Here is a 13019-nt window from a genome sequence, read left to right as displayed (position 1 = left end):
CAAAACAAATGGTTCAAAAAGTATCAGAGAAAGCTTCAAAGAAAGGGTTAATTACATTAGTAATTGCAGCTACTGCTATTACAGGTGGAATTGTTGCTTATGGGATTTCTCAGTTTGGGTTAGTTGGTCAAACTGAGAAATCTGAGCCAGTTGAAACCACGCCCAACATTCAAAAAGTAGCTGCATTAGGACGGCTAGAACCGGAAGCAGAGGTAATTAGCTTGTTTGCGCCCTTAGCATTGGATGGCGATCGCATTGCCCGGATTCTAGTCAAAGAAGGTGATCGCGTTAAAGCCGGACAGGTGGTAGCAATTTTAGATGCTCGCGATCGCTTGCAAACTGCTGTACTACAAGCCCAACAACAAGTTAGAGTTGCTCAAGCTAAACTCGCTCAAGTTGAAGCAGGAGCAAAAGCAGGAGAAATTCAGGCCCAGCAGGCAAGCGTTGAACGTCTCCAGGCCCAATCCCAAGGAGACAAAACAGCGCAACAGGAAGCGATATTCCGTATAGAGGCACAGTGGGAAGGCGACAGAATAGCGCAAGAGGCAACCATTAAGAAGCTAGAGGCAGAACTTAAAAATGCCGAAGCCGAATATCAACGTTATCAACAGCTATATTCTCAAGGCGCAGTTTCTAATTCTTTGTACGATAGCAAAGGCTTGACTGTAGAAACTGCCAAACAGCAAGTAGACGAAGCCAAAGCAGTTCTCAACCGGATTAACACCACTGCTAGCAAACAACTTGCCGAAGCCAAAGCAGCACTCGCCCGCACTAACGCCACTGGTAGCAAGCAAGTCAGTGAAGCCAAAGCCACACTTACCAGTATTGCAGAAGTCCGACCTGTAGATGTAGCCGCAGCCAAGACAGAAGTTGAAAATGCGATCGCCACACTCAAACACGCTCAAACCGAGTTGGCGGGTGCTTACATCAAAGCACCGATGGCGGGACAAATTATCAAAATTCATACGCGAGTCGGAGAAAAAATTAGTGCTTCTGGCATTGCAGACTTAGCTCAAACAAACCAGATGATGGCAGTAGCAGAAGTTTATCAAACCGACATCGGTAAAGTGAAACTAGGACAACAGGCAGTGATTAGCAGTCAGGCATTTGTCGGTGAACTGCGAGGAACCGTTGCCCAAATTGGGTTGCAGGTGAATAGACAAAACGTTTTCAGCAATCAGCCAGGGGAGAACCTTGATAGTCGAGTAGTTGAGGTGAAAATCCGCCTCAATCCTGAAGACAGCAAACGAGTTGCAGGTTTCACCAACTTACAGGTACAAACAGCAATTGAAATATAGAGTTGTTGTTCGCTATTGTGTCTCTTTCAGCATTTTTTATAGGGTGAGTTAAATCATGATTAAAATCCTATACCTTCTGCTTTGTGTACTTGGTTTCGTTCTACCTTACTCTCAGTTGGTTTCATTTATCTTAGAGCATGGTTTTGATATCAAGCTGTTTTTTGAACAACTTTTTGCTAATAAAATCTCTGGTTTCTTTGGCATGGATGTTATTGTTTCATCGCTAGTATTGTGGACATTTGTTTTTTGGGAAGGGGCACGTCTGAAAATGCAAAATCTTTGGGTTTACATTGTTTGTAATCTTTTGGTTGGTGTCTCTTTAGGTCTTCCCTTATTTCTTTTTATGCGACAGCACCAGCTTGAACAGCAAGCTGAAACACTGGGTTATTAAGGAGTTTTTTCAATATGTTTTCTAAACTTTTTCGCAAAACGCCGCTAGCATGGCGGCAGTTAATGAAAGAAAAAACCCGTCTGGCTGTTGCAGTCGCTGGTATTGCCTTTGCCGATATACTAATGTTTATCCAGTTGGGATTTGAAAGTGCGCTTTTTGATGCTGCTGTGAAACCTCATCGCAATTTACAAGCAGATTTAGTTTTAATTAATCCCCAATTTCAAACTTTATTTTCGGTAAAAAACTTTTCCAGAGAGCGACTATATCAAACATTAGCTTATGAAGGTGTTCAGTCAGTTAATTCTGTCTACATCAGTACTGGACAGTGGCGAAATCCTGAAACACGTCTTGAGCGTGCCATTTTAGTTTGGGGTGTAGATCCGGCAAAATCAGCATTCAAATCGTCCGAAATTAAGCAAAATCAGGAGCATCTTAAACAGTTGTATCAAGTTCTGTTTGACCAGGCAGGTCGTCCAGAATACGGTGCGGTTGCCGATATCTTTAAGAATACAGGCAAATTTGACACGGAACTCAATAGTAAAGCCGTCCTTGTGAAGGGCTTGTTTACTGATGGTGCTTCCTTTGCAGCCGATGGTAATGTGATCACTAGTGACTCGACTTTTCTCCAGCTATTTCCAGAACGTAAACCCGATCGCATCGAAGTTGGGTTAATCACGCTTAAACCAGATGCCGATGCTGAAAAAGTGCGATCGCAACTTGTTAATGGACTACCGAAAGATGTCAGAGTCCTCACTCCAGAAGAGTTTGCCAAAGTGGAGAGAACTTACTGGGAAGCCGGTACTGGCATTGGTTTTATTTTCGGTTTGGGTACAGCAGTCGGGTTTATTGTTGGTATCGTGATTGTTTACCAAATCCTTTACTCTGATGTTTCCGATCACTTGCCAGAATATGCCACTCTCAAAGCAATGGGATACACCGATAACTATCTTTTGGGAGTTCTAATTCAAGAAGCATTGTTATTGGCTATCTTAGGTTTTCTGCCTGGATTCATTCTTTCTTTTGGGTTGTATCAAGTCACATACGCTGCGACAATGCTTCCTATTTTCATGAAAATGGATCGGGCGATTAAGGTTTGGATTTTGACCGTGATTATGTGTAGTGTTTCTGGAGCGATCGCAATGCGGAAGTTACGATCTGCTGACCCTGCAGATGTTTTTTAGGCGCGCTGAATCGCGTCTCTACAAAAATTATTTTCCCATAACCAATGCTTTATAAAATCCTATGTTGCAAAAATCTCTGCCAGAAAATTCCAACTCAACACTTTCTGTTTTAGAATCTGTGATTTCTATCAGTAACCTCAATCACTATTTTGGTGAAGGTGCGCTTCGCAAACAAGTATTATTCAACATTAATTTGGAGATTAAGGCTGGGGAAATTGTTATTATGACTGGCCCCTCTGGTTCGGGGAAAACTACCTTGTTAACCTTAATGGGTGGATTGCGTTCTGCTCAAGAAGGTAGTCTCAAAATCTTAGGGGAGGAAATTCGTGGCGCTAAAAAGCTGCAATTAACTAAACTTCGCCGCCAGATTGGCTATATTTTCCAGGCGCATAACTTGATGACTTTTTTGACAGCAAGAGAAAATGTGCGGATGTCCTTAGAGTTGCATGAGGATTTTCTGAATCAGGATATCGATGCCAAAGCGATCGCTATTTTGGAAACTGTCGGTTTAGCAGATCGTGTAGATTATTACCCAGAAAAACTATCTGGAGGGCAAAAGCAACGAGTAGCGATCGCTCGTGCTTTAGTTAGCCATCCTAAGATTGTCTTAGCAGATGAACCCACTGCTGCACTCGACAAAAAATCTGGGCGTGATGTCGTGGAAATAATGCAGAAGCTGGCCAAAGAACAAGGATGTACGATTTTGCTAGTTACCCACGATAACCGCATCCTCGATATTGCCGATCGCATCATTTATATGGAAGATGGTCAGTTGAAGACAGATGGCGTAGATTCTATCACAACAAGCAAGTAATACTAATTCGTAATTTGCAAAAATCTATGAATAAAGAATTGCCTCAGTTCATCAGCCATATTGTTTCAAGTTTGCAGTCAATTGAGGGAATTACAGCGATCGCACTGGGTGGTTCACGGGCACGGGGCAACCATACTAGCAAGTCAGATGTGGATTTGGGAATTTATTACAATCCAGAAAACCCGCCCGATTTAATTGCTCTAAATCGACTGGCCTGTGAGCTTGATGATAACCATCGTGTAAATTTGATTACTGCGATCGGGGAATGGGGAAAGTGGATTAACGGTGGTGGTTGGCTAAAGGTTCAAGGTGTAGGTGTGGATTTTCTCTATCGCGATTTGGTGAAGGTAAATCGTGTGATTGATGATTGCCATATAGGACGCATTGCTATTGATTATCAACCAGGACATCCTCATGGATTTGTGTCGTCTATTTATATGGGAGAAATTGCTCTTTGTCAGGTACTTTACGATCCTAATAGTGTTTTAGAAGCTTTGAAGGTAAAAACAAAACCGTATCCCGTTGGGCTGAAACAGGCAACTATTGATACTTTCGCCTGGGAAATAAGTTTCTCGCTGTTGGTCGCAAAAAAGGCGATTGCACGCGATGATGTTGTTTACGCAGCAGGTTGTTGTTTCCGCAGTGTCGCGTGTATGAATCAAGTTTTATTCGCACTCAATGAAGATTACCTGTTGAATGAAAAGGGGGCGGTCGCAGTCGCTAAGAAGTTCGCTATTTGTCCGCAGGACTATCAACAACGGGTTGAGCAAGCGTTTGCACTTTTAGCTGCCGATGCAAAATCAATAACTGAGGCGATCGCGATTCTTGAGGCGATTGAGGATGATTTGAGTCAATGGTATGGAAATCGGCGATTAGCAATGTAATATTCCCGTCCCTGTACCCCACAAAAAAGAATAAATTATCTAAAAGTCTTTTCAAACAAGGACTTTGGTCATTGAGTACATTATTAATACATATTAATAGATGCAGTATTGCGAATGAGATATTAATAGATGCAGTATTGATTGAAAGTTAATTTAAAAGCCTAAAGGTATCAACATATCCTTTAAACACAGAGTAAATCCTACCGTGAAATTTTTAATGCAGATAATACACTTACTTTCTAGTACTGGCTATTTCTGATTCTTATATTCACATGTTCTGATAATGCAGCTTAGAGGTGGGGACAAAAATCATATTATGAACAAAACCTTTGCAACCATCGACGGGAATGAGGCTGTTGCCCGTGTTGCTTACAAATTAAATGAAGTGATTGCCATTTATCCCATCACCCCCTCTTCAGCAATGGGTGAATGGGCAGATGCTTGGTCAGCAGAAGGTCGTCCCAACCTTTGGGGTACTATTCCCAGCGTCGTGCAGATGCAGAGCGAAGGCGGAGCGGCTGGTGCTGTGCATGGAGCATTGCAAACAGGTTCCCTGAGTACCACCTTCACGGCATCTCAGGGATTATTGTTGATGATACCCAACTTCTACAAAATTGCTGGTGAACTGACTAGCGCTGTGGTTCACGTTGCTGCCCGTTCCTTAGCTACTCATGCGTTATCAATTTTTGGTGATCATAGCGATGTGATGGCGGCTCGTGCAACTGGTTTTGCCCTGCTGTGTTCCGCTTCCGTGCAGGAAAGTCAAGATTTTGCTCTCATTGCCCATGCTGCTACCCTAGAGACGCGAGTCTCGTTTATGCATTTCTTTGACGGTTTCCGTACTTCGCATGAAGTGCAGAAAGTCAAATTGCTGTCCGATGATGATTTGCGATCGCTCATCCACGATAACCTTATACTCGCCCACCGTAGCCGTGCGCTGACCCCAGATCGTCCCGTATTGCGGGGTACTGCCCAAAACCCCGATGTCTACTTCCAAGGGCGTGAAGGTGCGAACCCTTACTACAACGCTTGTCCAGAAATTGTCCAGCGCATCATGGATGAATTTGGAGAACGCACAGGAAGGCATTATCAAATCTATGAATATTACGGCGCTAATGATGCCGATCGCGTTATTGTTCTGATGGGTTCAGGTTGTGAAACCGTCCATGAAACAGTAGATTACCTTAACGCCCGTGGTGAAAAACTTGGTGTAGTCAAAGTGCGACTTTACCGCCCCTTTGATGTCCAAAAGTTTGTTGCAGTATTACCAACTAGTGTAAAGGCGATCGCAGTTCTTGATCGCACCAAAGAAGCAGGTAGCGCTGGGGAGCCTTTGTATTTGGATGTCGTAGCTGCTATCCATGAGACGTGGGGAGATAAGAGAGCAGGGGGAGCAGGGGAGGCAGGGGGAGAAAATACTTTCTCATACCCTAAAATTATTGGTGGTCGTTATGGTCTTTCTTCTAAAGAGTTTACTCCGGCGATGGTGAAGGGCATTTTTGATAACCTTGCTCAAGCTAAACCGAAAAATCACTTTACTATCGGAATCAATGATGACGTTAGTCATACTTCCTTGAGCTTTGACCCTAATTTCTCTACAGAATCGGATAATGTTGTTAGGGCAATGTTTTATGGGTTAGGTGCTGATGGTACTGTTGGGGCTAACAAAAACTCCATCAAGATTATTGGTGAAGAAACCGACAATTACGCCCAAGGCTACTTTGTCTTTGACTCCAAGAAATCTGGCTCAATAACCGTCTCTCACCTACGCTTTGGGCCAAAACCAATTCGCTCTACTTACTTGATTGACCAAGCCAACTTTATTGGGTGTCATCACTGGGGATTTCTAGAACGCATAGATATTTTGAAGGCTGCTATTCCTGGGGCGACTTTGCTGCTTAACAGTCCTTATGATGCAGATAGCGTCTGGAAATATTTGCCTTTGAAGGTGCAGCAGCAAATTATCGATAAGCATTTGAAATTATATGTGATTAATGCTAGCCAGGTTGCCCGTGACAGTGGCATGGGTGGCAGAATTAACACTATTATGCAAGTATGCTTCTTTGCTCTAGCGGGTGTCTTGCCGCAAGAAGAAGCGATCGCTAAAATCAAACAAGCGATTGAAAAAACCTATGGTAAAAAAGGCGCAGAAGTCGTCCGCATGAACTTGCAAGCCGTAGACAACACTCTAGACAACTTGCATAAAGTAGATGTCCCCCAAACAATCCTAACTTCTAACTCCTCACTCCTAACTCCTAACTCCTCACTTAACTCCGCTCCCAAATTTGTGCAAGAAGTTCTGGGCAAAATCATGATTTGGGAAGGTGATGATTTACCTGTTAGCACACTACCCGTTGATGGCACATTTCCCGTAGGTACTGCCAAGTGGGAAAAACGTAACGTTGCCGAAGAGATACCTGTGTGGGAGCCGGATGTCTGCGTTCAATGTGGTAAGTGCGTGATGGTTTGTCCCCATAGTGCTATTCGTGCAAAGGCTTATCAAGCGGATGAGTTAGTCAATGCACCAGAAACCTTCAAATCAACTGGTGCAAAAGATAAAGACTTTGCCAATCAAAAATTTACCATTCAAGTTGCCCCAGAAGATTGCACAGGATGCACTATTTGTGTAAATATTTGCCCTGCTAAAGATAAATCTGAGCCATTACGGAAAGCGATTAACATGGCACAGCAGTTGCCATTGCGGGAAGAAGAGCGAAAAAACTGGGATTTCTTTTTGAGTTTACCTAATCCTGACAGGCGATCGCTAAAATTAAACCAGATTCGCCAACAACAACTGCAAGAACCTTTATTTGAATTCTCTGGTGCTTGTGCGGGTTGTGGTGAAACACCTTATCTAAAATTATTAACACAATTGTTTGGCGATCGCGCCGTCATCGCCAATGCTACAGGTTGTTCCTCAATTTATGGAGGAAATCTCCCCACAACACCTTGGACAACCAACGCCGAAGGACGCGGCCCGGCATGGTCTAATAATCTATTTGAAGATAACGCCGAATTCGGTTTTGGCTTCCGTCTCTCCCTCGACAAACAAGCTGAGTTTGCGGCGGAATTGTTGCAGCAGTTAGGGAGTGGGGAATGGGGAATAGGGAATGGGGAAATAGTTTCTGAGGATTTAGTTCAATCTATTCTCAAAGCTGAACAAAAATCTGAGGCTGACATTTGGGAACAGCGCGAAAGAATAGAACTTTTGCAGCAGAAGTTAGATGAAATCGTAACTTTCGATCCTAATCTAAAATCTAAAATCCAAAATCTCAAATCCCTTGCCGATTACTTAGTGAGAAAAAGCGTCTGGATTGTTGGCGGTGACGGTTGGGCTTATGATATTGACTTTGGCGGCATCGATCATGTAATTGCTAGTGGTCGAAATGTGAACATATTAATAATGGATACAGAAGTGTATTCTAATACAGGCGGTCAATCTTCTAAAGCTACGCCACGAGCCGCAGTTGCTAAATATGCCGCCAGTGGTAAGCCTGCACCAAAGAAAGACTTAGGGATGATTGCCATGACTTACGGAAATGTCTACGTAGCGAGTGTAGCCCTTGGTGCTAGAGATGAACATACTCTCAAAGCATTTTTGGAAGCAGAGGCTTATGATGGGCCATCAATAATTATTGCTTACAGCCATTGCATAGCCCACGGCATCAATATGACCACAGGGATGAATCATCAGAAAACTCTGGTAGAATCAGGTCGTTGGTTGCTGTATCGGCATAATCCAGAATTGCTCCTCCAGGGTAAAAATCCATTGCAATTGGATATGCGATCGCCTACGCAATCTGTAGAACATTCGATGTATCAAGAAAATCGCTTCAAAATGCTTACCAAGAGCAAACCCGATGTTGCCAAGCACTTGTTAGAACAAGCGCAAGCTGAAGTAGATACACGTTGGCAGATGTACCAATATCTGGCAAAGCGCGATATTCTCTGAAGATAAACCCTGATTTTCGATAAACATTGCGACTTTAGTAACTCAAGTCGCAATTCTCACTACAAAATACCATTTTGGTTACTAAAACCATTATTTTTGTTACAAACATTAGAATTTTCATTATAAAATAATCATTTTGGTTACTAAAATCATTATTTTAGTTACAAAGATTAGAATTTTCGTTACAAAATTACCTTTTTGGTTACTAAAGTCGTTATCTGCGTTACTAACGCAGACAGATTCCTTTACAATACCAATGCTCCCTTTGCCGTGACTGCTGTTGATGTAGATGCAATCGCTGACTTTAACTACTCCCAAGCGTATTGTTTCATAACACACATTTTCCAGGTGCGTAAGCGTAGCCCACCGTAGGCATCGCATTCACAGGAGAATGGCTATATGCAAAAATTAATATAACTCTCTGAGACAATCAACCAATGACTTGGGCATCTGGACAGAAGTTACACCGCGATCGGTATGAAATTAAGCAACAGTTAGGACAGGGGAACTTCGCTATTACTTATCTTGCTGAGGATCGGGATCGCAAAGAAGTTGTGATTAAAACATTGGATTCCAATTTGCTGAATCAATTAAGTAACGAAGACCGCGATCGCTTAAAATCAGGTTTTGCAGATGAATCCCGTAAACTAGCAATATGCAAACATCCGAATATTGTCCAAGTCATTGATACCTTTGAGGAAAACGATTTAAAATGCATGGTCATGGAGTATATTCAAGGAGATAATTTAGCCAAGATTGTCCAACCACGAGGATTTCTCCCTGAAAAAGAAGCCCTAAACTACATCCAGCAAATAGGGGAAGCACTCATCGTAGTGCATGAACAAGGATTTTTACATCGAGATGTGAAACCTGAAAATATGATTTTGCGGGCGGGTACGCATCAGGTTGTTTTGATAAACTTCGACTTAGCACGAAGATTTGTTGATAACCCAGTGTCAAGTCGCGGTAACTTAGTTGACAAATTTACACCAATTGAACTGTATTCCAACTCTCCTAGACAACAAGCACGACGTAAACCTTGGACTGATATTTATTCTCTTGCGGCAAGCTAGAAGCATTAGGAAGGGTGCTTTTGAGAATTTCATCTATAGATGATTTATTTATTTGGTTAGATGGGCAGGAAAGTAATTAATTTCAGGTGTTGAACAACCATAAAGTGATAAAGCCGGAGGTAAAAACTCCGGTTTTTTATATAGTTATTTTTCATAAAAATTCAAGTAAATTTAGCTTGATTACAAACAGCTAATTTTCACCCGCTCAACTAAAAAACTTCTCCACGCATCTTACAAATATTTCCACACCCATTCCCAACGCCGTTTCGTCAAAATCAAACCGGGGATGATGATGGGGATACGCCAAGTCTTTCTCTGGATTCGCAGAACCTAAAAAGAAATAGCAACCAGGAACCTCTTGCAAGAAGAATGACATATCTTCAGCAGCCATTGTTTGGCATTCTGGCACAATACCCAATGGCGTTTCTACCACTTCTTCTGCTACAGTCCGCACCAATTCTGCCATCTTCATATCATTAATTACTGGTGGATAAAGTGACCAGTATTCTAAGTCATAACTCGCACCATGACTTTGACAAATTCCAGCAATAATCTGCTCGACACGCTGGTTGAAAAAGCCCTTCAAACTAGGATTAAAATACCTAACAGTAGCACTCATTCTCGCTGTATCAGCAATCACATTCCGCTTGGTTCCAGCATGAAGTTCGCCGACTGTCACCACAGCCGAATCAATGGGATTAACATTCCGAGCGACAATGGTTTGCAAGGCATTTACGATTTGGGCAGCAACTACAACCGAATCCACAGTTTGATGGGGTAATGCGCCGTGTCCACCTTTGCCTAAAATTGTGCAGTTAAAGCATTCCACAGCTGCCATCAACGCCCCAGCGCGCACACCAACTGTTCCCAAGGGTAAATTATTCCACAAGTGCAAACCAATAATCGCGTCAACATCAGGATTTTTCAGCACACCAGCTTCAATCATCGGCTTTGCGCCTCCTGGTGATTCTTCAGCTGGCTGAAAGATAATTTTCACTGTACCGGAAAAGTCTTGGCGATGCTGTTGGAGATAATAAGCTGTACCTAAAGCGATCGCTGTATGTCCATCATGTCCACAAGCGTGCATCACTCCATCATGCTGCGATTTGTACGGCACTTCGTTAAGTTCTTGGATTGGCAAAGCATCCATATCTGCCCGAATCGCTAAAACTTTCTCTGCACCTAGTTTGTTACCCTTGATGGTGGCAACAATCCCTGTGTGGGCAATGCCAGTTTGGTGGTCAATTCCCCATTCTTGCAGCTTTTGTGAGACAAACTCAGCAGTTAGTTTTTCTTGAAAACCCAACTCTGGTTGCTGATGCAATCGCCGCCGCCACTCTACTAATTGTGGTTGCAATGAGCGGATTGAAAGCCGAATGCGAGATAGATCAACAGAAGAGGGATTGGGAAAGGTAGAAACCATAATGTACGTGTCGTTAGTATAAAATTGTATGAAGGACAGTCTGTAGGTTAAGACAGACTCCCTTCAGTGGAAGATGAGAGAAGCTCAAAAAAGCATCTACTCAATCTTCAAGTTGAAAGGCAAGCGGGCATAAATTCCCTGTGGATCGTTCATCTTTTGCAGAATTTCTACTTCCTGTTGCAATTTCTGAAATTCAGTGGTGAGGGGATTGGATTGTTTGAGTTTTGCCCCCTCAATTCCTAAAGCAGTCTGCACCTCTTCAGTTACACGCCCAAAAAAGCGTTCTCCAAAGCTGCTAGTGCGAGGATATTCTTGCACTTCCCAGTCTTCTCCTAATTTCGCCTCCTTGACAGCATAGGCGATCGCAGTATTCAAACCACCAATTTCATCTACCAAACCAATTTCTTTGGCCGCCACACCCGACCAAACCCGTCCTTGGGCAATTTCTGCTACTCTTTGTTCTGGGAGTTTGCGACCTTGAGAAACTTTATTCAGGAACATATTATAAATCCGGTTAACACTGCGCTGATAAAGTGCCAACTCTTGGGACGATTTCGGACGCGAAACTGTTTGAGTATCAGCATAGGTTCCAGTTTTCACCGAATCCCAAGTGATGCCATTATCATTGGCCAGCTTTTCACCATTAAATAGTACCCCAAACACACCTATTGAACCTGTAATAGTATTTGGTTCGGCAAAAATTCGGTTTGAGTCACTAGCAATCCAGTAACCACCAGAGGCGGCGACATCACCCATTGACACTACAACTGGTTTTGCCTGACGAGTTAATTTTAATTCTCGCTGCATAACTTCAGATGCTGTAGCGCTACCACCAGGACTATTAATCCGTAATACAACAGCTTTCACATCCTTATCTTGCCGCAGTCGGTTGAAGATTTTGGCAAACCGTTCGCCTCCTACTTCACCAACATCACCTTTACCATCGACAATATCACCCTCAGCATAAACAACAGCAATTTGATTTTTTGAGCTACGTTCTACACCTAAAGATTTGCCGGGAACTTGTGCGTAGCTATTCAGGCTAATTTGTCGGAATGTTTTGTCGTCTTTATTGCTATCTGTTAATTTTTTGAGGTCAGTCACCACTTCATCTGGGTATGCTACTCGATCAATTAAACCGTTGGTTTTGGCTTGTGTGGCTTCTAGTAGCGCCTGATTATCTGCGATCGCTTGCAACTGGTTAGGTTCAATTTTCCGACTTGCGCCTACAGTAGTGCGCCACTCTCCCCAAACATCATTTAACAATTTCTGAGTTTGTTCGCGGTTTTCTGGACTCAACTTTGTGAGCAGAAGCGGTTCAACGGCTCCTTTAAATTTCCCTACCCGCACGACTTGAACACCAATGCCATATTTCTGTAATGCTCCCGCTAAGAATATCGGTTGTGAACTCAAACCGTTGACTTCCATCATTCCTAGAGGATTGAGTACAATGGAATCTGCCACTGAGCTAACGTAATATTCCTTTTCACTCCAGTCACTGCCGTAGGCCACAATCTTTTTCCCAGCAGCACGAAACTCTTCCAAGGCTTTCCGAATTTCTTTAAGGGAGGCATAGCCGACGTTACTAGCTTGGCTTGTTTTTGTTGCATCCATGTAGATCCCAACAATTCGCGGATCGCGTCGCGCCTTTTCTAAAGTTTCCACAACTTTGCGGAGTGCCATCCTATCTTCATCTACACCTGATATCGTGTTTTGAAACAGTTCACTTGAACTAGGTTCGCTATCAGTAATTTTCATCGACAAGTCAAAAACCAGCATTGACTTATCTTTCACGTTTGGCCCAGTATCTTTAGAAGAGCTAGCAGCCATTATCAGCAAAAACAGTCCAGTTGTTCCCAGACCACCGAAAATAATTAGTCCTAGTAATGTGCCAATTAAACTAGCAAAAGTTTGTTTGATAAAATTACGCATTAGTTATTAGTTATTAGTTATTGGGGATTGGGCATTGGGCATTGGGCATTGACAAAGGACTAATGACTAAT

The 13019-nt window shown here is 42.9% G+C and carries 9 protein-coding genes; 7 read left to right on the top strand and 2 right to left on the bottom strand.

Going from position 1 to position 13019, the window contains the following annotated elements:
- Positions 1–8 precede the first annotated feature (8 nt).
- From H6G96_RS15190 to H6G96_RS15160, 7 genes are all read left to right on the top strand, one after another.
- A complete protein-coding gene (locus H6G96_RS15190) occupies positions 9–1298 on the top strand; it encodes a biotin/lipoyl-binding protein (protein ID WP_190912230.1) in 1290 nt (429 codons plus the stop codon).
- A 55-nt stretch (positions 1299–1353) separates the two neighbouring features.
- Positions 1354–1689 (top strand): DUF2834 domain-containing protein, encoded by a 336-nt coding sequence (locus tag H6G96_RS15185; RefSeq protein ID WP_190912229.1) that lies wholly within the window; start codon positions 1354–1356, stop codon positions 1687–1689.
- A 14-nt stretch (positions 1690–1703) separates the two neighbouring features.
- On the top strand, positions 1704–2870 hold the full coding sequence (gene devC, locus H6G96_RS15180; protein ID WP_190912228.1) for an ABC transporter permease DevC: 1167 nt from the start codon (positions 1704–1706) through the stop codon (positions 2868–2870).
- 61 nt (positions 2871–2931) lie between these two features.
- The gene (locus H6G96_RS15175; protein ID WP_190912227.1) at positions 2932–3684 is read left to right on the top strand and encodes a DevA family ABC transporter ATP-binding protein; all 753 of its coding nucleotides are present in this window, start codon (positions 2932–2934) and stop codon (positions 3682–3684) included.
- 26 nt (positions 3685–3710) lie between these two features.
- Complete coding sequence (locus H6G96_RS15170) at positions 3711–4568, top strand: nucleotidyltransferase domain-containing protein (RefSeq protein ID WP_190912226.1); 858 nt, start codon at positions 3711–3713, stop codon at positions 4566–4568.
- 316 nt (positions 4569–4884) lie between these two features.
- Positions 4885–8520 (top strand): pyruvate:ferredoxin (flavodoxin) oxidoreductase, encoded by a 3636-nt coding sequence (gene nifJ, locus H6G96_RS15165; RefSeq protein WP_190912225.1) that lies wholly within the window; start codon positions 4885–4887, stop codon positions 8518–8520.
- A 437-nt stretch (positions 8521–8957) separates the two neighbouring features.
- The gene (locus tag H6G96_RS15160) at positions 8958–9593 is read left to right on the top strand and encodes a serine/threonine-protein kinase (protein ID WP_190912224.1); all 636 of its coding nucleotides are present in this window, start codon (positions 8958–8960) and stop codon (positions 9591–9593) included.
- A gap of 205 nt (positions 9594–9798) precedes the next feature.
- On the opposite strand, the gene H6G96_RS15155 is transcribed toward H6G96_RS15160, so the two are convergent.
- Positions 9799–11016, bottom strand: coding sequence for a M20 family metallopeptidase (locus H6G96_RS15155; protein WP_190912223.1), 1218 nt, complete (start codon positions 11014–11016; stop codon positions 9799–9801).
- Between the two features lie 96 nt (positions 11017–11112).
- Positions 11113–12948, bottom strand: coding sequence for a signal peptide peptidase SppA (sppA, locus tag H6G96_RS15150; protein ID WP_190912222.1), 1836 nt, complete (start codon positions 12946–12948; stop codon positions 11113–11115).
- Between the last annotated feature and the right edge of the window lie 71 nt (positions 12949–13019).

The organism is Nostoc sp. FACHB-892 (assembly GCF_014698795.1).
In the GTDB taxonomy this organism is placed as follows: Bacteria; Cyanobacteriota; Cyanobacteriia; order Cyanobacteriales; family Nostocaceae; genus Nostoc.
This window is presented reverse-complemented; position numbering and strand designations above follow the sequence as displayed.